The organism is Streptococcus timonensis (assembly GCF_047460355.1).
Classification (GTDB): Bacteria; Bacillota; Bacilli; order Lactobacillales; family Streptococcaceae; genus Streptococcus; species Streptococcus timonensis_A.
Map to the genome: position 1 here is coordinate 31,513 of NZ_JASHGL010000005.1, position 20,843 is coordinate 52,355.

Genomic DNA, 20,843 nt, shown 5'->3' on the forward strand with positions numbered 1-20,843 from the left:
GTTCTCCTTATTTTCTACGTGTTTTCTTGTCGTCTGCAGCGTGACCTTTGTAAGTACGAGTTGGTGCAAATTCACCAAGTTTGTGACCTACCATGTCTTCTTGGATGTAAACAGGTACGTGTTTACGTCCATCGTATACTGCAATTGTGTAACCAATGAAACTTGGGAAGATCGTTGAACGACGTGACCAAGTTTTAATAACTTTTTTCTTTTCGTCATTAGCTTGAGCTTCAACTTTTTTCATCAAATGCTCATCGACGAAAGGTCCTTTTTTAAGACTGCGTCCCATTTTTATTTTTTCTCCTTTAAATGTTGTACCACAGCGGCTTGCGCTCTCAAGGAGCGCTACCGAGCTGGCGGAATGTCCTAGTTGCTTAAGCGACTAGTTTTAAATTATTTCTCGTTGCGACGACGAACGATAAGTTTGTCAGATTTCGCTTTCTTGTTACGAGTTTTAAGACCAAGAGCAGGTTTGCCCCATGGAGTAGATGGTGCTTTACGACCAACTGGTGCTTTACCTTCACCACCACCGTGTGGGTGATCGTTAGGGTTCATTACAGAACCACGAACTGTTGGGCGGATACCTTTCCAACGGCTACGTCCTGCTTTACCAAGGTTTACAAGTCCATGTTGTTCGTTTCCGACAACACCAACTGTAGCACGACAAGTTCCAAGAATCATACGAACTTCACCTGATTGAAGGCGAACAAGAACGTATTTACCTTCTTGACCCAATACTTGAGCAGATGCTCCAGCAGCACGTACCAATTCTCCACCACGACCTGGTTTCAACTCAATGTTGTGAACCAAAGTACCAACTGGGATGTTAGCGAGTGGAAGAGCGTTACCTACTTTAATATCAGCTTCTGGACCTGAAACGATACGTTGACCAACTTCAAGACCTTTTGGAGCGATAATGTAAGCTTTCACACCGTCAGTGTAGTGTACAAGAGCGATGTTTGCAGAACGGTTTGGATCGTACTCGATAGTTTTAACAACTGCTTCAACGTTATCTTTGTTACGTTTGAAGTCAACCAAACGGTAGAAACGTTTGTGTCCCCCACCGTGGTGACGGACAGTGATGCGACCGTTGTTGTTACGACCAGCCTGTTTCTTCAAAGCAACAAGCAATGATTTTTCTGGTGTGCTTGTTGTGATTTCAGCGAAATCCAAAGAAGTCATATTACGGCGACCGTTTGTTGTTGGTTTATAAACACGAATTCCCACGATATTTCCTCCTTAGATTATTCAGCTTCAGCAGCGAACAACTCGATTGCTTTAGAATCAGCTGCAAGCGTGATGATAGCTTTTTTAGTTTTGTTAGTAAAACCAGCATAACGTCCAACACGTTTTGCTTTTGGTTTAACGTTGATTGTGTTAACATTTGCAACTTTAACACCTTCGAATGCAGCTTCAACAGCTTGCTTGATCAAAAGTTTGTGTGCACGAGTGTCAACTTCAAATACATATTTCCCTGCTTCAAGTTGAGCCATAGAGCTTTCAGTGATTACAGGTTTTTTGATAACATCATACAAATTCATTATGCAAGAACCTCCTCGATTTTAGAGATAGCTGCTTGAGTAACAAGAAGTTTGTCACTATTTGCGATGTCAAGAACACTTGCAGTTGTAGCAGTCGCAACTTTCACGTTTGGAAGGTTACGAGCTGAGAGAGCTGCGAATTCGTTTCCTTCTTCAAGAATAACAAGGACTTTAGAATCGATGCTCAAAGCTGCAAGAACTTTTGCAAATTCAGCAGTTTTTGGAGCTGTAAATTCAAGAGAATCAACGGCTACAAATTTATTTTCAGCAACTTTTTCTGAGTAAACAGATTTAAGTGCAAGGCGACGAACTTTTTGAGGAAGTTTGTACGCATAGCTACGTGGAGTTGGTCCGAAGACGATTCCACCACCACGCCATTGTGGAGAGCGGATAGAACCTTGACGAGCACGTCCAGTTCCTTTTTGACGCCATGGTTTGCGTCCGCCACCTGAAACAGCTGAGCGGTTTTTAACTGCGTGAGTTCCTTGACGAAGGCTAGCACGTTGGCTGATGATCACATCAAACACAACAGATTGGTTTGGTTCGATACCAAAGATTGCATCGTTAAGAACAACTTCGCCCGCTTGTTTACCAGTTTGGTCGAATAATGTTACATTTGCCATTTTGACTGTATTCCCCTTTCCTTATTATTTACCAGCTTTAACTGCTGACTTGATAGTGATAAGAGATTTCTTAGCACCTGGTACGTTACCTTTGATAAGGATAACGTTCTTTTCTGGAACAACTTGTACAACTTCAAGGTTTTGAATTGTTACGCGGTCACCACCCATACGTCCTGCAAGGTTTTTACCTTTGAATACGCGGTTAGGTGCAACAGGTCCCATAGAACCTGGACGACGGTGGTAACGAGAACCGTGAGCCATAGGTCCACGTGATTGTCCGTGGCGTTTGATAACACCTTGGAAACCTTTACCTTTAGATGTACCAGTTACATCAACAATGTCTCCAGCTGCGAAAGTTTCAACTGTGATTTCAGCACCAACTTCCAAGCCTTCAACGTTTTTGAATTCACGAATGAAGCGCTTAGGAGCCGTGTTAGCTTTTGCTACATGTCCTTTAGCAGGTTTGTTGCTCAATACTTCGCGTTTGTCATCGAAACCAACTTGGATAGCGTTGTAACCATCTGTTTCAACAGTTTTAACTTGAAGAACAACGTTAGGAGTTGCTTCGATAACTGTTACAGGGATCAATTCGCCAGCTTCAGTGAAGATTTGAGTCATTCCCACTTTTTTCCCTAAGATTCCTTTTGTCATGAGAAAATAGTTCCTTTTCTATATTTTTTATTCAAAAAGTTTTTAACGAGCGTTTTTTATGCTCAAGGTTTCAAACTTTAGATTAAAGTTTGATTTCTACGTTTACACCACTTGGAAGATCCAATTTCATCAAAGCGTCAACTGTTTTTTGAGTTGGGTTGATGATATCGATCAAACGTTTGTGTGTACGCATTTCAAATTGTTCGCGAGAATCTTTATATTTGTGAGTCGCACGAATGATTGTGTAGAGGCTACGTTCAGTTGGAAGTGGGATTGGACCTGCAACTTCTGCACCTGTGCGAGTAGCTGATTCTACGATTTTAGCAGCCGCTGTGTCAAGCGTACGGTGTTCGTAAGCTTTCAAACGGATACGGATTTTTTTGTTTGCCATCTTTTTCTCCTTTTCGTCTATTTAAGATAATAGGCTAGCTCCACAAGAAAACCGACGCGCGTTGCGTGGCAATGCAACCGAGCGTGTCGCAACCTCTTGCATCAAAGCTAAGACTGTAATTTACAGCACCATAATAGAATAACACAAAGCCCCTGCGATTGCAAGGGATTTGATAGGATTTTTTAAATTTTTCGAATGAAACTGTTTTCTTATCGCTCCTTATCTCAAAAATGCATAAATGAAGAGCGGATTTTTATTTTTTCTTCTATATAATGTTCATTTAGATCTGAAAATTATCATTTGATTGATTTATCAAGATATCCGCTTTTGACTCAGTTTCTTTATAGTATTGCAGATACTGTTCTCGTCTCATTTTCTGACTAGCCAATATAAAGGATGCATCGCCATTTCTCACAGTCGTATCTCGAGCTAGACGCCTCTTTAATTCTGTCTCTTCATTCGTGTAGAAACAAACAGTTTTGTCAAAGAGTTCCTTTGGTAGAAAACCCACAGACATCCCTTCGACTATCAGAATTGGTTTTGATCCAGACAAGATTTCACTAGCTTTCCAAGGTTCTTCGATTGTCAAGACATCCATACCCGCCTGCAGGGCGAGAATATCTCTCTGCAAACTTGCTAGTTCATGCGCCACTGGCAGACAAGCTGTCACCTTTTGATCAGGTGCTTGTTTTGGTACTACCAGGTGACGTTCTGAGGTGATATAGGGATCTGTTTCTAGCAAATTTACTGTAGTAGAATCTAGGGCTTGATATAATTCCTGAGCAAAAGTTGATTTTCCTGAAGCTCCATGGCCGTAAATACCCAGCGTTCTTACTTTTCCAGACTCTATTTCTGATACTAGTCTTTCTATTAAGTCTTTTTTCTTCATTCTCTCTTCACCTGTTCATAGCTTTCTTTTCCGTCATTAAGCTTGTCCCAAATCACCACTTGCCCACTTTTGAGGGATTTTTGTACATCGATAATTCGTTGATTGGATGAGCCTCGGAATTGAAGCATAAGATTACGCTTACTTTTATCATATCGCCCATCGACAAGAATATCAATCATGGACAGGAGCTCCAGTTTATCTGGGGTCTCCAGCATCATCTCTTCCCATGTGTATCCCGTCCAAGACCAGATATCTTTTTCTGGCAATTCTTTCCGTATACGTTTCACGAGAGGTAAGAGAATACCCGTATTGAGGAATGGTTCTCCTCCTAGCAAGGTCAATCCTTGAACATAGGGCTGGGCAAGGTCTGCCATAATCTGTTCTTCTAACTCTGCTGTATAAGGAATGCCTGCGTTGAAAGACCAAGTCGCAACATTATAGCACCCCTCGCAGTGAAACATGCAACCTGCTACGTAGAGAGAGTTTCGCACACCTTCTCCATCGACAAAGTTAAAGGCCTTATAATCAATGATACGCCCCTTACTAAGCTCCTCACTTTTCCACTCGCCTGGTTTTGGTGTATTCCATGTCATGCTTTTACTCCAAGTCTATCCAATAGCGCTCCGTTCCATTGCGATTATCCTCATAGACACCACCATTAGCTAAGATAACAGCTCGGCTGGCAGGATTTTCTGTGCTACAAGTTACCAGTGCACGTTTGATGTTCTTTCCCTTAGCGACTTGTAGACCTTGGCGGAGAGACTCTTTGGCATAGCCCTTACCTCTTTCAGACGGTCGGATGGAATAGCCAATATGACCACCTTTTTCTAGTAAGTAGTCATTTAATCGGAGACGAAGGTTGAGAAAGCCAAGAGCCTGGCCTGCTACGTCAAAACTAACCAGCTGGATAGCAGGAACCCAGTTTTCAGGAATATTGAGTCCCGCTTCCGCTTGAAGATTTTCTTCTAGCCACTCTTCGTAAACAAAGTTCTCAGCATCCCAAAATCCGCCATCGTGGGCTGATTGGCTCTTTTCAAACTCTGCCATCATCTCTAAAACAACTTCTTTATCTGCTAATGTTGGTCTGCGTAGTATCATCTTTACCTCCAGCTAAGAGAAAAGCGAGAGCGGACTCTCACTTTTTCTTGTTCTTGTTTAAAAACTGTTCTCTAAGGTTAGCTACTCGGTCTTTTTTATTGCCTCCACCTTTCGAATGCTTTTCGTGGAATCGTTGGACCAAGGCCTTACCTTTATCGTCTAATTGATATTTTCCCATTCTATTTCTTTCTAATTTCTTACTTCATGCCCTGCTAATTTAATAGTAGAGCCATTCATGTGTTTAACACGCGCAGCAATTTCCTTGTGGCGACCATTCACCATCGGACGAGCTTGTGGATTCCCAAGATAACCACAGGTCCGTTTAACAACATCTACTGTTTTAGGATCATTATTCCCACAGTTAGGACAAGCAAAGCCTCTCTCAGTTGGCTCAAAATCTCCTTCAAAATCACACTTGTAGCAACGGTCAATCGGAGTATTAGTTCCGAGATAACCTACACGGTCATAGGCATAGTCCCACACAGCTTCCAAAGCCTTTGGATTTTGTTGGAGAACTGGGTACTCACAGTAGTGGATAAAGCCACCTGATGCACCCGCTTCTGGATAAACCTTTTCAAAATCTAGTTTTTCAAAAGGAGTTGGATTTTTGCGGACATCATAATGGAAGGAATTTGTGTAGTATTCTTTATCAGTAATATCTGGAATAGAGCCGAATTTCTCCGTATCCAAGCGACAGAAGCGGTCTGTCAAACTTTCAGACGGCGTTGAGTAGATAGAGAAATGGTACCCATATTGGTCAGACCATTCTTCTACTCGACGTTTCATATCGCGAATAATATCAAGGGTGAACTCTTTGGCTTCTGGATTATTTTCCCAATGATTACCAAAGAAGACTGTCGCCACCTCGTACAAGCCAATATAGCCCAGAGAAATAGTTGCACGACGATTCTTAAAGAGTTGGTCTACACTTTCTTCTTTTCCAAGACGACGTCCGAAGGCTCCATATTGATAAAGAATTGGTGCATTAGCTGGAGTGGCTTCCTTGGTTCTTTCCACACGGTAAACCAAGGCATCTTCCGCGATGTTCATGCGCTCGTTGAAGATTTCCCAGAACTTGTTCAGGTCGCCTTCGGATTCAAGGGCGATACGAGGAAGATTGACCGTCACAACTCCTAGGTTCATACGGCCCGAATTGACTTCTACTCCATTTTCATCCTTCCATCCTTGAAGGAATGAACGGCATCCCATCGGAACTTTGAAAGAACCAGTCAACTCGACAATCTTATCATAAGACAAGACATCCGGGTACATGCGCTTAGTTGCACACTCAAGAGCCAACTGCTTGATGTCGTAGTTAGGTGAGCCTTCCTCTAAGTTAAGACCTCTTTTAAGAGTAAAGATGAGTTTAGGGAAGATTGCTGTACGGTGTTCTGATCCCAACCCCTTGATGCGAATGTTCAAGATAGCCTTTTGAATTTCGCGTTCAAAACGATTGGTTCCTAATCCGAAACCAAGAGAAGTAAATGGCGTTTGCCCGTTTGAAGTGAAGAGGGTATTGATTTCATACTCTAGAGATTGCATGGCATCATAGATATCTTTTTGGGTTTTCTTCCAGGCGTACTCCTCACGCTTGCCAGGTAGTACCCATTCCTCTGCATCTTTGAGATGCTTTTGATAATTCTTCTCTGCATAAGGAGCCAAGACTTCATCAATACGGTCTGCTGAACAGCCTCCATACTGACTTGATGCAACATTGGCGATGATTTGCGAAATTTGAGCTGTTGCTGTTTGGATAGATTTGGGGCTCTCTACCTCCGCATTCCCAATCTTAAAACCATTTTCCAACATGCCCTTGAAATCAATCAAACAACAGTTGGTCATTGGTGTGTAGGGGCTATAATCCAAATCATGATAATGAATCTCACCTTTTTGATGGGCATTAGCCACATGCCTAGGAAGCATTTGAAGACCGATTGATTTCCCAACAATCCCCGCAGTCAAGTCACGTTGCGTGTTAAAAACATTACTATCCTTATTGGCATTTTCATTGACAACCGCCTGGTCTTTGTTAAGAAGTTTATGGATACTGAAGTTGATATCTGTCGCTTTTGAGCGCTCAAAATCTCTTTGAGTACGATAGGTGATGTACTCTTCTGCCAGAGCGTATTCTCTAGCTTCTAGCAACTCATGCTCGACAATATTTTGAATTTCGTAAATCTTAACACCTTGAGGGAAACGGCTATGAATTTCAGCAACAATCCGTTCAACCAGTCCATTCAAACGCTTCTCGACCAAGGGAGTCACATCCATGACTTTCTCAGCAGCCTTGTGAAGAGCTTTATCAATCTTATCTACATCAAACAAGACTCGTCTGCCGTCACGCTTCTCTACAAATAAAGTCGGACCAGGGGCAGTTTTTTCTTCTAATACGATCATACCCAGACTCTTTTCTAAAATATAATATCTAAGAAGTATTATATCACTTAAAAAATAAAAATCAATATCTTGTGCCAAAAAATAAATTTTTGTTAAAATTACACAAGATATTGATTAATTTATTTTAATTTGTAAATTTTAAATTCCTTGTAATCACCCTGAAGCGGCTGATAATTTTCAGCAAGTAGCTGCTCGACTTCTGTCCAAAGAGTTACTTTTGTATTTACGACAATCATGGTCGGCTGATTATCTCGTAAGTCATTGACCAACTTAGTACGATTTTCGGCAAGCCCCATATGTAAGATCGGTGATAACAATTGACTAGCTGATAGACGTTCACTAGACTGGTAAGAACCGGACTGGTTATCCCAAACATAAATTTTATCAGTTGTTTGCGTTTGGCTTTTTATACTAGTCTCAATACGAGCGAGTTCTTGATATTGTTCCACATGGATTACATAGCGTGACACGAATGGTGATACCAATAAATAAGTCATTGCAAGAATTGGTAAGTACCCAGTTCTTGTCAAATAACGACTCCACATTGAGGAGATATCTGCATATCTTGTAAGCCGACTGGAATTGTCAACATCTTGTACATGTAATGTTGTTAATACTAGGATAACTATAAAAGGAAGAAGAGGTACTAGACGACTTCCATGAATTGGTTCCGTAGAAAAAAGAATCAACGTCAACTCTAGGAGTAAACCCAATAGTGAAAATATGGATAGTATGTACTGACCTAGAGGTTTTGGTAGAAAAAGACTCATAAATAGGAAGGATAATCCTCCTATACCTATTACCAGCAAGCCATAAAAGAGTAAATTATCTACCAGGATAGAATTCGAGATAAAGTTCAAACTATCTATTGGATAGAGAATCTGACTAATAGCACTCCCAAAGCTTCCCTTGTAAACCGTGTAGTAACCAATTGGATAAAAAAGAAGTGAAAATCCTAGCCCAATTGCTAAAAGCTGGTAAAAACCACGAGCAAAATAGCGACGAACGAGATTAAATGCCAAGAGAGTAAAGAATAAAACTAGACTATATAAAATCGTAGTAAGAGGCACTAGGAAAAAGGCCAAGGAAAGACTCATACCTATACGCAAAAAACCTTTATCACTATCGGGCTCTGCCAGATAATGTGTCACTAGATCTAAAGAATAAAATAAAAAAGGAAGTGCAAGAATGGTCGCGTAACCTCCACCAAAACTGAGAGCTCCTGCCAGAAGATAGAACACAGTCAATGCTTGCGTGGATTGGTCATTCTGTTCTGTCAAAGCATAACCGGATCGGAATAGAAAAACTCCTGCTCCAAGCAAGGCTAACCAATTAAAAACTGCAAATAAAATACTGCCTTTAGTTATAGACAACAAGAAATAATAGAGCAAACCACTAGTCCCATAAAAGGCTGTATAGATTTCACCACCTTGATTCATGGCCCAAGCAGCATAGAAGTCCTGAACCTGCTCTAAACTAGTTAAACCAAGAAAGAACGGAACCACTGCTGATACTAATACTACTAATGTACTCCATATTAAAATTCTGAAAAAAGGCAGACGTGCTTGTTGTGACTCTTCAAACTCTTCTTGATTATCTCTTCCAACCCCCTCTTGACTTCTAGTCCATGATGGAGTTGATTCATCCTCTATTCTACCGTAAACACTCATACACTCTCTCCTATTTTATGATATGTTCTAGTATATCAAAAAGTCAAGTCCTTGTCAGCCTGCGGCGAACGTTTGTTTAATTTTTCACATATCTGAGAATAGCGTTCAATCTCATAAAAACGGTGAAAAGAGGTCTTTTTATAATCATACAAAAAATTTTTTTCTTCTACTGATATCATCTCTTCTCCTTTTCTCTTTATTCGAAAAAAGAGAAGCAATCTATCAAAAAAACTGAATTCCCTAAAAGAGAATTCAGCGTTTTGTTTTTAATCAGCTTTCTTTTCTAAATTTTTTGAAATACTTCGATTTTTACCTTCTAGATACACCATCAAAATGGAGATATCTGCTGGATTTACTCCAGAGATACGGCTAGCTTGGCCGATGGTTTCTGGATTAATGAGTTTGAACTTCTGGCGAGCTTCGGTTGCGATAGAATCAATGTCATCCCAGTCGATATTGGCTGGAATGCGTTTTTCTTCCATGCGTTTCATCTTGGCAACCTGATCCATGGCTTTTGAGATATAGCCTTCGTACTTGATTTCTGTTTCAATCAATTCGATAATCTTGTCATCTAACTCTTCAGCAGCAGGTCCGATGAAAGCCACCACATCTTGGTAAGAGACTTCTGGGCGACGAAGGAATTCCTTGGCTGTCACCGCATCTGTCAATGGCTTGAAGCCCATCTCCTCAACCTTAGCATTTGTTTCCTTGACTGGCTTGAGTTTGATGCTGTCTAAACGCTTCATTTCATTTTCAAATTGATTTTTCTTGATTTCAAAGCGAGTCCAACGTTCATCGTCCACAAGGCCAATCTCACGTCCCATCTCAGTCAAACGCATATCAGCATTGTCATGACGGAGAATGAGACGGTATTCTGCACGACTGGTCAAGAGACGATAGGGTTCAATGGTTCCCTTGGTCACCAAGTCATCAATCATGACCCCGATATAGCCATCACTGCGCTTCAAAATCAACTCCGGCTTGCCTTTGATTTTAAGAGCCGCATTGATACCAGCAATAATCCCTTGACCAGCTGCTTCTTCGTAACCAGATGTACCATTTGTCTGACCAGCTGTGAAAAGTCCTGAGATTTTCTTGGTTTCCAGAGTCGCACGCAACTGATGGGGCAAGACCATGTCGTACTCAATTGCATAACCAGTTCGCATCATCTCTGCATTTTCCAAACCTTTGATGGAATGTACCAACTCACGTTGCACATCCTCAGGAAGGCTTGTTGAAAGTCCCTGGACATAAACTTCTTCTGTATTACGACCTTCTGGTTCAAGGAAGAGTTGGTGGCGTTCCTTGTCTGCAAAACGCACAATCTTGTCCTCAATCGACGGACAGTAGCGAGGCCCTACCCCCTTAACCACACCTGTAAACATAGGCGCGCGGTGGAGGTTATTTTGGATAATCTCATGACTGGTACCATTGGTATAGGTCAACCAGCACGGCACTTGGTCTTTGACATAATCTTCATCACGTGAAGTGTAAGAGAAGTGATTTGGTGTTTCATCTCCTGGCTGAATCTCTGTCACATCATAGTTGATAGAGGAAGCCTTGACACGTGGAGGCGTTCCTGTCTTGAAACGACCGATTTCAAGCCCCAATTCCTTAAGATTATCAGCTAGGTTAATAGAAGCCAGACTGTGGTTTGGACCTGATGAATACTTAAGATCTCCGATGATGATTTCCCCACGAAGGGCTGTCCCTGTAGTCACGATAACAGCCTTGGCAGCATACTCTTGATGGGTAGCTGTACGAACACCGACAACCTTGCCATCTTCCACCAAAATCTCATCAATCATGGTTTGACGAAGGGTTAGATTTTCTTGATTTTCAACCGTCTTGCGCATTTCCTTAGAGTAAAGTTCCTTATCAGCCTGCGCACGAAGGGCACGGACAGCTGGTCCCTTCCCAGTGTTGAGCATCTTCATCTGGATGTAACTCTTGTCAATGGTTTTCGCCATTTCACCACCAAGAGCATCGACTTCACGCACAACAATCCCTTTAGCGGAACCACCAATAGACGGATTACATGGCATAAAAGCCAGCATTTCAATGTTGATGGTCGCAAGCAAGACCTTGCAACCCATACGGCTCGCAGCTAGGGAAGCTTCAACCCCCGCATGTCCCGCACCGATTACAATTATATCGTATTCTTCTGTAAAATTATAAGTCATCTCTTAACCTTTCAAAAATTTCTCGTAAATAAGGAACTATCTTCTCCTCCTCTAGAGCTTGATCCATAGTAACCCATTTAAAGTGTGTATGCTCTTCAGGATCTAATCTGATAATGGGCTTCTCCCCAACCCACTCTGCTTTATAAACTAAGCGAGTAAAGACAGTATCCTTAGAGGTATCCAGTTGACTATCTTCGTGAAGAAGTTTGAGCGAACCTCTATCTAGCCTAACTTCCGCTTCTTCAACACATTCTCTAAGAGCTCCATCTCGCGGAAGTTCACCCTTTTCAACCCCGCCACCAGGAATATCCCAGTAAGTTGGATAAACGTTGGGTTGTCCTCTTTTAATTTCCGAACGCTGAATAAGCAAAAAATCACCACCACTATGAACAAGCACATGGGCAATAAGCTTAACCATCATTTTCTCTCCTATTCTTCAAGGTGAATGTGTCTTAGTTGCCCGTCCCAATCTGGTAGGGCTGTTTTTAAAAAGGCTGGAACTAGCTGGATATTCTGGAGTTTATCCAAATCAATCCACTCACAGGGCTGCCTTTTCTCATCTTCCTGCATGGTCAATGGGGCATCCTCTAGCAGGTTCACCAGATAATGAAACTCGATGTTGTGATAGGAAACACCGTCCTGTTCAAAACGATTTTCAACCACGAAAGCTAGCTGCCCAGCTTGAGCTTTGACACCCAGTTCTTCCTTCACTTCACGGACTACCGCGTCTTCCGTTCTTTCATTGACTTGGATGGCACCGCCAATAGTGTAATACTTGCCCTTGTCTTTGGTAACTAGAAGCTTGTGATTTTGGACAATCAAGGCTGTCGCCCGAACACCAAAAACAGTATTTCCTACTTTTGTCCGAAAGTCTTGTTGAGTCATTTTTGCCCTTTCCCTTAAACGACACAAAAACAGTCAAAACTCGTAAGAAGTGCAGGACAAAAAGACCTGCAACATCCATGAGCTTTGACCATCATTTCTATTGCTGTTATTATTGTAGCAAAATGAGAAAATTTGTCAATCTATATGTACTAGTACTATGATTGGCGAATTGCTTCAAAAGCTCCTTTGTCAATCTCAACTGGGTCAGAAAAGGCATCCAGAACAATCCCTCTCACAGGAAGACTCTCCATCCCTTCCGCAGCAAACAAACAGTCCGTAAGAGGCAATTGCAACCAAGAAAATCGGTCATAATAGTCCTTGGGGATGTCCTGAATTTCTAAGAAGCAAGGATAAAAGTAGTCATCTCCCTTTTGCAGAATATCCGGTTTTAGGCGAGCGCCTTCTTGTTCGTCACTCTCATCCATCAGATAAGGATTGAAGGGAAGCCAGACTCTAGCTTGCTTCAATTCCTTAAACAAGGCCTCTATCGACTCTGTCGTTTTCTCCCTCAAATACTCTTTTTTATAGTCCAAGAGAGTCATTGACTTCTCTTTTTTAGCCGTTTTTTTCTTAAAAAACTGAAACATTCTCATTCCTCTTAGAAACTCTTAAATGTACTGACAAACTTGTCCATCGCGGTAGGCATTGTCAATCAAACCACCACCGAGACACTCTTCACCATCATAAAAGACAACTGCTTGTCCAGGTGTAATGGCGCGTTGTGGCTCCGCAAAGATGACCTCTGCCTTGTCTCCTTTGACATGTACTGTAACCTTAGAGTCAGGCTGACGATAGCGGAATTTAGCCGTGCATTCTAATGTAAATTCCTCTGGCATATCACGAGTAAAGTGGACTTGACTAGCCTCTAAACTGGTTGACATGAGCGAATCATGGTAGAATCCTTGGCCTACATAGAGGATATTCTTGCTTAAGTCTTTTCCAACAACGAACCAAGGTGCATTGTCACCGCCGTGTTGACCACCGATACCGAGTCCTCCACGCTGACCAATCGTATAGTACATAAGGCCTGCATGTTCTCCCATATCGCGACCATCCACAGTCATCATGCGACCAGACTGAGCTGGCAGGTAGTTGCTGAGAAATTCTTTAAAGTTCTTTTCTCCAATAAAGCAAATCCCTGTTGAATCTTTCTTCTTAGCAGTCGCAAGGCCTGCTTCTTCAGCTAGTTTGCGAACTTCAGGCTTTTCCAAATGTCCCAACGGGAACATAGTCTTTTGAAGTTGTTCTTGCGAAAGTTGGCTGAGGAAATATGTCTGGTCTTTGCCATTGTCCACGCCACGAAGCATGTGAACGATGCCATCCTCATCACGCGCCACTCGGGCATAGTGCCCAGTTGCCACATAGTCTGCTCCCAAGGTCATGGCATAGTCCAAAAAGGCCTTAAACTTGATTTCCTTGTTGCACATAACGTCTGGATTGGGCGTGCGTCCTGCACGGTATTCCGCTAGGAAGTACTCAAAAACGCGGTCCCAGTACTCTTTTTCAAAATTGACAGAGTAGTAAGGAATGCCAAGTTGGTCTGCTACCGCAGCCACATCCTTGTAATCTTCGGTCGCCGTACAGACGCCGTTTTCATCTGTGTCGTCCCAGTTCTTCATGAAGATACCGATCACATCGTAGCCTTGCTCCTTGAGCAAGAGAGCCGTCACCGACGAATCAACACCACCACTCATCCCCACGACAACACGTGTCTTAGAGTTATCACTCATGGTAAGTCTCCCATCTATTCGTTTATTTATACCCCTCAAAATTCTATTTACTAAGGCTTTCAATAGGATTTCTTCGAGTATAGTCATTTCGTTTGCTTTTAGGACTAGGCAACGAGTCGCAGGCATAACTTGAGTTCGCTCAAGCAGTCTGGGAGACTGATTGAGGTTATAAATCAGACAAGCTCAGCTTGCATCTCATTGCGAGTTAACGACGTAATAAAAGATAAATAAAATGACTAGTTCACGATTGAAGGTCGTGTGTGCTTCACGATTGAAGGTCGTTTGAGCAGTTTTCATTATAACATGCTTAGATAGAGAAGACAAGGAAGAGGCTGACAATCTATCACCCTCTTCTGTAAATACATGAAGATAAGAATACAAAAGAAATAAATTCATACCTAAATCTCTATTCTCTTTATAAACTTATTTTTAAAATCAACTAAAAATGATATACTGTAATAAGGAGGAATGCGCACATGATTCCATACATACACCATCATCCATGTGCGTAGGACTAATGTGAACAACTACAAAGATATTCTAAAATCAAAAAATACTATTTTTATTATTACACTTATTGCAGGCATTGGACTTTTGACAGGCTTGGTCATTCATCAAGAAAAGATCCAAGCAGAGAGAGGGAGTGTTGCTCTCGTCAACCATCAAAAGGATCATCAAGATGTTGAACAAGTAAAAAACGCTATTAAAAACTTCGATATCGATTCTGAAACCATTATAGAGGATTGGAAAAAAATCCAAGAATTGAAACCAACTACTGATGAAGGCAAAAAGACACTAGCAAACTTTCTTACTGCTACAGCCGATAAAGTCACAAATCACTATAGTGAAAAAGCTTTGAAATTAGATATAAAGGATTCTGATAGCCAGTTTCAAGATAAACAAACACTTGAGACAACCATCACTTCCTTGCAAAAAATAATAGACATCATTAAAAACATTAATTCTGACAGCGACCAAGCTACTCTTGAAGAAAAGATAAAACCAATTCAAGAACTTATCTCTAAATTCCAAAAACAAGTTGAAGTTTTGACCAAAAAAGAAGAAACCACCCAAATAGAAACGACTACTAGAGATGCCAGACTAGAAGTCAGCCGTTCAGAAGATAGTAGCTATATTCAAAGCTATCCGGAAACAAATGGAAGCATATCTAATTCCCAAGCACCTGCAGCTGAGCATTATTCAACTGATAGTGCTAATAGTGGAGGAGATAATAGCGCTAATACAGGAGGTCAAACTGCTGATTCTTCAGGTTCTCAATCAGAGTCTAATAGCGATACAACCAGTTCGTCTAACTAATAATATAGATGACGAAATCCCATAAACTTGTATGCCCTCAGCACCAATGTTTATAATGGTCTCTCATCAAATGCAAGCACACAAAAAGAGCCGTATAAGGCTCTTTTTTAGGGCTCTATGATATTTGTAGTAGGTAAATTCCCTATAGATATTATGGAGCCAATTATTGATAAAAACTTTAGTCATTTTCGTCTCTATAAAAAAATTTTCTATATACCCTTGATAATACCAAAATTAATGCCAATATCATACCAAGAGCCATAATAATAGAATTTATTAGATTTATTTTAGTATGTCCAATCACTAGTCCAATAATTGGACTAGTAGACATGCTTAGATATAGAAGACAAGAAAGAGACTGTCAATCGACCAACCTCTGGTTTTAGATACAGTTCAAGTCCAAACTATTCTTTATAGAAAAAATTCCTATAAATTCGAGCAATAGTTAGAATACATACAAATATGATTCCTAAAATAGATAATACTATTTTCACAAAACTCATTTCCGAACCTATGACATATATATGAAAAAGAGGGGCTAGTCCTACACATACATACAATAGATAATTTATAAAGTTTATTTCACCAAATCCTGCAAAAAAATGTTTCATTTTAACTATCCCAATTTTACCTTTCGTCTTAATAATCCACTAGCAAATCTATTGACTTCTCTTTTTTTTTGAAAAATCTTAATAGCAAATTTACTCCACTTAATGCCACTAAGATTTCAATGGGCAAAAAATAGTAATCCCATATCAAATGAGAAATCAGCAATGTTAGAAATAGTATACAGTCAATATAACTATTCTTAAAATAATCTGTAATTACATAATACAAAAATGCCACAACCACTGAAATTAAAACAACCATCATAATACTATTATCCTTTCCTACTCACTAACGCTATTTCCAAAAGTTAATTTTTTTATGACTTAGTAATGAAATTACAATTAACAAAACACCTAAAATAAATAAAAATATTTCCCAAAATTGAGTTTCAGTTTTTAAAAAAGGTATATGATACATATTTTGAGTCATTGTCAATCAGAATGTCCTTTTATCTGTCAATAATCCTAGAAAATCTTGTCGTTTCAAGTTTGAGAAATGTTTGGTAAAGAGACTTCCCTTTTGAAGTCCATCATCTCTAACCTGCAAATAATAGCTCTGTTAGCTTGTTTTAATTGTCAAAAAATCGCCAAATACAAAAGCTCTTTCCCAGTTGCGAATCTCAAATTCTTTCATCTCTGATTTTGGAATGCAGATAAGTCCTTGCCGCAAATCGCGATGATGCTCATTTGTAAAAGTCATCCCATTTCCAAGATTTCTTATCAGTAGTTCATCTGGAGTCACCATCACCAGCGCTATTTTAGTTAAGAAAATTTCAACTGTTGGTGGTAAAATCGCCAAATTAAACCAAGGGTGTAAGTAGCGATAAGCTAAGAAATAATGAGGTTCCTCACCCAATCCTAGTTGTTTATATAAGGTCTTGACTTCACTATCTAACCTCGCTTCAAAAGACACATCTGAATGCTCTTCTTCCTTCTTCTGATTAAAATGACGCATCCAGACTAGGAAACCTATAAAGACTATGCTAAATAGTCCTGATAAGATATATTTTAAATTGTAGTTCATCACTTAACCTCCTGATTCACTACTCCGCCTAAAGAAGAGGCCTATTTATTTTGAAAATAGTTCCATCACAACTTTAAATAAGACTGGTGTCATTAAAATTAGGATAATTCCTATCACAAATATCATGACTACTCGAAAAAGCTCCTTATTTTTAAACATTTTTCCACCCCTTTTCTAGTTACATCATAATTCTCGACTAAATACAAAGTTAAGAATACCGTTTTTTGGTAGCGTTTACACAACTCGTTTCACTTATATTATAAATCAACATATATAACCTGTCAAGCAATTTAAGTAATAATCTAGATATTTTTAAAAAGAAGAATTATAGTTATATTTTGTGTATGAAAAAGATAGCTTCTGCTATCCTTATACATTCTCTGACTACTTATCCATCAGATATTGTTCTACCTTGAGTGCCATAATTTCATTATTTTCAATTAGATAGAGCACCTTAGCTTTCATATAATAGTCCTTAGCAACAGAGATATCAAGATCCTCTGTTACATTTCCCAACAAACAATATAAATCTGCTAGCCTAAAGCTACTATGATACTTGTTACAAAATTCAATCATCTCCAATAATAGCGCTCTGGACTTATCCATATCCTCCTGTTTCCAAAGGTGGTAACAATAATTGTATTTTATTTTGATATACAACTCAATTTGTTCACGCACACTGGTATCGATTTTTGAAAGAGCTACGGAAACCTGATCATATAATTGCTCAAATTTCTCCTTGTTCTCATCATAGCCTAAGAAAATCAGCAGAGTATTCAAAATATACAAGTAGTCTACTTTATCAATACTAATCCTACTGAGGATATCCTCTATTTTTGAAATAGCTAAGTTTAATTGATGTTCACATTGATAGGTTAGAATGGCATCTATCCAGTCCAGATAAATCTTTTCATCAAAAGATAAGGAAGTCTGTTGCTTTCTTTCTCCCTCAAAAGCATATTTCAAAGAGACATAATCTTGATTTTCCAACAATGTTTCAGACAACCTCTTGAAAGCAGACAAGCCTAGAAACTCTTTCGAAATTTCTCCTGAAAAGAAATAGTCCATATTTAAGCCCATTTTTTCAGATAATTTATATAACAAATCTGCTCCTGGCATATATTTGCCTTGTTCCATTCGACTTATCTGAGTTTGTTGGCAAATTCCTTCTGCCAACTCTTTTTGCGACCAGCCCAGCTCTTTTCGCTTATTTTTTAATCTTGTTGCTAATAATGCATGCATGCTAACCACCACTATTTATATTCTATAAAAACATTATACTACTTTTTGAGAAGATTATGTCATATTGTCTACAAGGAGTTAACAGGCTTCTCAAAATATTAAAAAAAGAGCCATTCAAAGCTCTTTCCCTATTTCTTAATACCAACCGTTGTTAAGCCAGAAGTTCTTAGCAGCTGTCCATGAACCGTAACGTCCTGCAACGTAGGCATCTGCTACACGTTCTTGGTTTTCTGCTGAATAGTCACCGTTCAAGTATGAATCTGTCAATTGGTAACGTCCGATGTAACGTCCGTTTGTAGCTGTGTAGCTGCCGCCTGATTCTTTTTGAGCGATCCATTCTTTAGCTTCTGATTCTGATCCGCTGACTGTTGCTGCTGGTGCACTGTAGCTTTCTTGTGCTGCCGGTGCTACTGGAGCTGGCGCTGCTGGTGCACTATAACTTTCTTCAGTTGCTGGAGTTTCTTCGACAACTTCAGTCGCTTCAGGAGCTGCTGAACTTGCCACAACTTCTACTGTTGCTGCTGCAGCGGCTGCAACTGTTGAAGGCTCTTGAGTTGCTGGTGCTTCACCGTTGATAACTAAAACTTGATCAACGAAGATAAGGTCAACATTTTTAATGTTGTTGAGTTTAGCTAATTTTTCAACTGTTGTGTTGTAAGTTTCTGCGATTTCTGAAAGAGTATCTCCAGGTTTTACTGTATATACTGTTCTTTCTTGAGCAAATGTAAGTGTTGGTGCTAGGAAAGTAAGCAAGGCTACAAATCCTACAAAACCAGATTTAATTTTATTCATTTAAAAGGTTCTCCTTCTTTCTGATAATACTATCTTACCTTAGAAATATTACTATCTCTTAACATTTTTGTGTAGAAATATTACAAGACTGTGTTTTATTTACCTATAAATAGCCTTTTTTTGTCACAAAAGCCACTACTTTCTACTATTTTAATGTATTTAAGATATTTTATCGGGGATTTGAGCCAAGGCCAGCAATCTTTGATATAATAGAAGCAAGAATTTTTTTAAGGGGAAACAGATGCAATCACTTCGTTTTCAATCTGTCTTTGATATCATCGGACCAGTCATGATTGGCCCATCTAGTAGTCATACAGCAGGTGCTGTCCGTATCGGGAAAATTGTAGCATCCATCTTTGATGATACTCCGACAGAGGTCGAGTTCCAGCTATTTAATTCTTTTGCAAAAACCTATCGAGGCCACGGGACTGACTTAGCCTTGGTTGCAGGAATTTTAGGAATGGATACGGATGACCCCCAAATCCCAAATAGCTTAGAAATAGCCCATAAGCGTGGCATTAAAATTGTCTGGACCATTCAAAAAGATAGCAATGCCCCTCATCCTAACACAACCAAGATTACGATTAAAAATGCTAAAAAGAGTATTAGCGTAACAGGTATTTCTATCGGGGGTGGAAACATTCAGGTTACCGAGCTTAATGGTTTTGCGGTTTCCCTCAACATGAATACTCCTACTATCATCATCGTTCATCAGGATGTTCCTGGTATGATTGCCCACGTAACTGAAGCCTTGTCTCGCTACGGTATCAACATTGCTCAGATGAATGTAACCCGAGAAAAAGCTGGAGAAAAGGCTATTATGATTATCGAAGTTGATAGTCGTAATTGTGAACAATCCATCGAAGAAATTCGTAAAATTCCTCATTTGCATAATGTCAATTTCTTTCAATAGGAGGAAGTATGTTTTATTCTATCAAAGAGTTAGTCGAGCAGGCTGATTTAGATTTCCAGGGCAATGTTGCCGAACTGATGATCAGCACAGAAAATGAATTAACTGGTCGTTGTCGCAATGAAGTTCTGCTCCTCATGGAGCGCAACCTAGAAGTCATGAAAGCTTCTGTCGAGCTCGGTCTCAATGAAAACAAATCTCGTAGCGGGTTGACCGGTGGAGATGCCGCCAAACTTGACCACTATATCCAAAAAGGTAACACTTTATCTGACTTAACGGTCTTATCTGCTGCACGTAATGCTATTGCTGTCAATGAACACAATGCCAAGATGGGTCTTGTGTGTGCGACACCGACCGCAGGAAGTGCAGGTTGTCTCCCTGCAGTTCTCACATCTGCTATTCAAAAGTTAGATTTAACACATGAACAACAACTAGATTTTCTATTTGCAGCAGGAGCTTTTGGACTAGTCATCGCCAACAATGCTTCCATTTCTGGAGCTGAGGGGGGCTGTCAAGCAGAAGTCGGTTCAGCCTCTGCCATGAGTGCTGCTGCCCTAACCTTAGCTGCCGGTGGAAGTCCTTACCAAGCAAGTCAGGCCATTGCCTTTGTCATCAAAAATATGCTTGGTCTCATCTGTGACCCAGTTGCAGGCTTGGTTGAGGTTCCCTGCGTTAAACGTAACGCCATGGGAGCTAGTTTTGCCTTTATAGCAGCTGATATGGCCTTGGCCGGTATCGAGTCGAAAATCCCTGTCGACGAAGTTATTGATGCTATGTACCAAGTAGGTTCTAGCCTCCCAACTGCCTTCCGTGAAACTGCTGAAGGTGGACTTGCTGCTACACCAACAGGCCGTCGCCTACAAAAAGAAATCTTCGGCGACTAATCTCAAGA

General features: G+C 40.2%; 26 protein-coding genes and 1 pseudogene. 3 read left to right on the forward strand and 24 right to left on the reverse strand.

Going from position 1 to position 20,843, the window contains the following annotated elements; genetic code table 11:
- Positions 1 to 7: 7 nt before the first annotated feature.
- The 19 genes from rpsS to QM941_RS08315 form a co-directional block, all read right to left on the reverse strand.
- Entirely contained in the window at positions 8 to 289 is a 282-nt protein-coding gene (gene rpsS, locus QM941_RS08225) for a 30S ribosomal protein S19 (protein WP_000533766.1), read from the reverse strand.
- Between the two features lie 104 nt (positions 290 to 393).
- Complete coding sequence (gene rplB / locus QM941_RS08230) at positions 394 to 1,227, reverse strand: 50S ribosomal protein L2 (protein WP_075228994.1); 834 nt, start codon at positions 1,225 to 1,227, stop codon at positions 394 to 396.
- Positions 1,228 to 1,244: 17 nt separating this feature from the next.
- Positions 1,245 to 1,541: a 50S ribosomal protein L23 gene (locus QM941_RS08235; RefSeq protein WP_269798442.1), complete on the reverse strand. Its 297-nt coding sequence runs from the start codon at positions 1,539 to 1,541 to the stop codon at positions 1,245 to 1,247.
- Positions 1,541 to 2,164, reverse strand: a complete 624-nt coding sequence (gene rplD, locus QM941_RS08240; RefSeq protein ID WP_000024549.1) for a 50S ribosomal protein L4 — start codon at positions 2,162 to 2,164, stop codon at positions 1,541 to 1,543. The genes QM941_RS08235 and rplD overlap by 1 nt, the downstream gene beginning before the upstream one ends.
- Before the next feature lie 24 nt (positions 2,165 to 2,188).
- Positions 2,189 to 2,815, reverse strand: coding sequence for a 50S ribosomal protein L3 (gene rplC / locus QM941_RS08245; protein ID WP_004251088.1), 627 nt, complete (start codon positions 2,813 to 2,815; stop codon positions 2,189 to 2,191).
- Positions 2,816 to 2,897: 82 nt separating this feature from the next.
- Positions 2,898 to 3,206: a 30S ribosomal protein S10 gene (rpsJ, locus tag QM941_RS08250; protein WP_001284511.1), complete on the reverse strand. Its 309-nt coding sequence runs from the start codon at positions 3,204 to 3,206 to the stop codon at positions 2,898 to 2,900.
- A 280-nt stretch (positions 3,207 to 3,486) separates the two neighbouring features.
- Positions 3,487 to 4,095 carry a uridine kinase family protein gene (locus tag QM941_RS08255; protein WP_414340100.1) on the reverse strand — a complete coding sequence of 203 codons (609 nt, stop codon included), beginning with the start codon at positions 4,093 to 4,095 and terminating at the stop codon, positions 3,487 to 3,489.
- Positions 4,092 to 4,688 (reverse strand): anaerobic ribonucleoside-triphosphate reductase activating protein, encoded by a 597-nt coding sequence (nrdG, locus tag QM941_RS08260; RefSeq protein ID WP_414340101.1) that lies wholly within the window; start codon positions 4,686 to 4,688, stop codon positions 4,092 to 4,094. Before nrdG ends, QM941_RS08255 begins: the two co-directional genes overlap by 4 nt.
- Positions 4,689 to 4,692: 4 nt before the next feature.
- On the reverse strand, positions 4,693 to 5,193 hold the full coding sequence (locus tag QM941_RS08265; protein ID WP_414340102.1) for a GNAT family N-acetyltransferase: 501 nt from the start codon (positions 5,191 to 5,193) through the stop codon (positions 4,693 to 4,695).
- Positions 5,194 to 5,230: 37 nt separating this feature from the next.
- Positions 5,231 to 5,371: a hypothetical protein gene (locus QM941_RS08270; RefSeq protein ID WP_414340103.1), complete on the reverse strand. Its 141-nt coding sequence runs from the start codon at positions 5,369 to 5,371 to the stop codon at positions 5,231 to 5,233.
- Positions 5,372 to 5,382: 11 nt separating this feature from the next.
- Complete coding sequence (gene nrdD, locus QM941_RS08275) at positions 5,383 to 7,590, reverse strand: anaerobic ribonucleoside-triphosphate reductase (protein WP_414340104.1); 2,208 nt, start codon at positions 7,588 to 7,590, stop codon at positions 5,383 to 5,385.
- 119 nt (positions 7,591 to 7,709) lie between these two features.
- Positions 7,710 to 9,260: a damage-inducible protein CinA gene (locus QM941_RS08280; protein WP_414340105.1), complete on the reverse strand. Its 1,551-nt coding sequence runs from the start codon at positions 9,258 to 9,260 to the stop codon at positions 7,710 to 7,712.
- Between the two features lie 35 nt (positions 9,261 to 9,295).
- Complete coding sequence (locus tag QM941_RS08285) at positions 9,296 to 9,439, reverse strand: hypothetical protein (RefSeq protein WP_414340106.1); 144 nt, start codon at positions 9,437 to 9,439, stop codon at positions 9,296 to 9,298.
- Between the two features lie 87 nt (positions 9,440 to 9,526).
- Positions 9,527 to 11,443 (reverse strand): tRNA uridine-5-carboxymethylaminomethyl(34) synthesis enzyme MnmG, encoded by a 1,917-nt coding sequence (gene mnmG, locus QM941_RS08290; RefSeq protein WP_414340107.1) that lies wholly within the window; start codon positions 11,441 to 11,443, stop codon positions 9,527 to 9,529.
- Entirely contained in the window at positions 11,433 to 11,864 is a 432-nt protein-coding gene (locus QM941_RS08295) for an NUDIX hydrolase (protein WP_414340108.1), read from the reverse strand. Before QM941_RS08295 ends, mnmG begins: the two co-directional genes overlap by 11 nt.
- Before the next feature lie 8 nt (positions 11,865 to 11,872).
- A complete protein-coding gene (locus QM941_RS08300) occupies positions 11,873 to 12,328 on the reverse strand; it encodes an NUDIX hydrolase (protein WP_414340109.1) in 456 nt (151 codons plus the stop codon).
- A gap of 155 nt (positions 12,329 to 12,483) precedes the next feature.
- The gene (locus QM941_RS08305) at positions 12,484 to 12,915 is read right to left on the reverse strand and encodes an SseB family protein (RefSeq protein ID WP_414340110.1); all 432 of its coding nucleotides are present in this window, start codon (positions 12,913 to 12,915) and stop codon (positions 12,484 to 12,486) included.
- A 21-nt stretch (positions 12,916 to 12,936) separates the two neighbouring features.
- Positions 12,937 to 14,058, reverse strand: coding sequence for a tRNA 2-thiouridine(34) synthase MnmA (gene mnmA / locus QM941_RS08310; protein ID WP_414340111.1), 1,122 nt, complete (start codon positions 14,056 to 14,058; stop codon positions 12,937 to 12,939).
- Positions 14,059 to 14,253: 195 nt separating this feature from the next.
- Entirely contained in the window at positions 14,254 to 14,454 is a 201-nt protein-coding gene (locus QM941_RS08315; protein ID WP_414340201.1) for a hypothetical protein, read from the reverse strand.
- 123 nt (positions 14,455 to 14,577) lie between these two features.
- Here QM941_RS08315 and QM941_RS08320 point away from each other — a divergent pair, with 123 nt between their 5' ends.
- Positions 14,578 to 15,375, forward strand: coding sequence for a hypothetical protein (locus QM941_RS08320; protein WP_414340112.1), 798 nt, complete (start codon positions 14,578 to 14,580; stop codon positions 15,373 to 15,375).
- 404 nt (positions 15,376 to 15,779) lie between these two features.
- On the opposite strand, the gene QM941_RS08325 is transcribed toward QM941_RS08320, so the two are convergent.
- The 5 genes and pseudogenes from QM941_RS08325 to QM941_RS08345 all read right to left on the reverse strand — a co-directional run bounded on the left by QM941_RS08325 (position 15,780) and on the right by QM941_RS08345 (position 19,041).
- On the reverse strand, positions 15,780 to 15,986 hold the full coding sequence (locus QM941_RS08325) for a hypothetical protein (RefSeq protein WP_414340113.1): 207 nt from the start codon (positions 15,984 to 15,986) through the stop codon (positions 15,780 to 15,782).
- Between the two features lie 28 nt (positions 15,987 to 16,014).
- On the reverse strand, positions 16,015 to 16,248 hold the full coding sequence (locus tag QM941_RS08330; RefSeq protein ID WP_414340114.1) for a hypothetical protein: 234 nt from the start codon (positions 16,246 to 16,248) through the stop codon (positions 16,015 to 16,017).
- A gap of 171 nt (positions 16,249 to 16,419) precedes the next feature.
- A pseudogene (locus QM941_RS08335) lies at positions 16,420 to 17,007 on the reverse strand (hypothetical protein).
- A gap of 384 nt (positions 17,008 to 17,391) precedes the next feature.
- A complete protein-coding gene (locus QM941_RS08340; RefSeq protein ID WP_414340115.1) occupies positions 17,392 to 18,249 on the reverse strand; it encodes a helix-turn-helix domain-containing protein in 858 nt (285 codons plus the stop codon).
- 135 nt (positions 18,250 to 18,384) lie between these two features.
- Complete coding sequence (locus QM941_RS08345; RefSeq protein ID WP_414340116.1) at positions 18,385 to 19,041, reverse strand: LysM peptidoglycan-binding domain-containing protein; 657 nt, start codon at positions 19,039 to 19,041, stop codon at positions 18,385 to 18,387.
- Positions 19,042 to 19,282: 241 nt separating this feature from the next.
- On the opposite strand from QM941_RS08345, the gene sdaAB reads away from it, so the two are divergent.
- Both sdaAB and sdaAA read left to right on the forward strand, forming a co-directional pair.
- Complete coding sequence (gene sdaAB / locus QM941_RS08350) at positions 19,283 to 19,954, forward strand: L-serine ammonia-lyase, iron-sulfur-dependent subunit beta (protein WP_414340117.1); 672 nt, start codon at positions 19,283 to 19,285, stop codon at positions 19,952 to 19,954.
- An 8-nt stretch (positions 19,955 to 19,962) separates the two neighbouring features.
- On the forward strand, positions 19,963 to 20,835 hold the full coding sequence (gene sdaAA / locus QM941_RS08355; protein WP_414340118.1) for an L-serine ammonia-lyase, iron-sulfur-dependent, subunit alpha: 873 nt from the start codon (positions 19,963 to 19,965) through the stop codon (positions 20,833 to 20,835).
- The last annotated feature ends 8 nt before the right edge of the window (positions 20,836 to 20,843 follow it).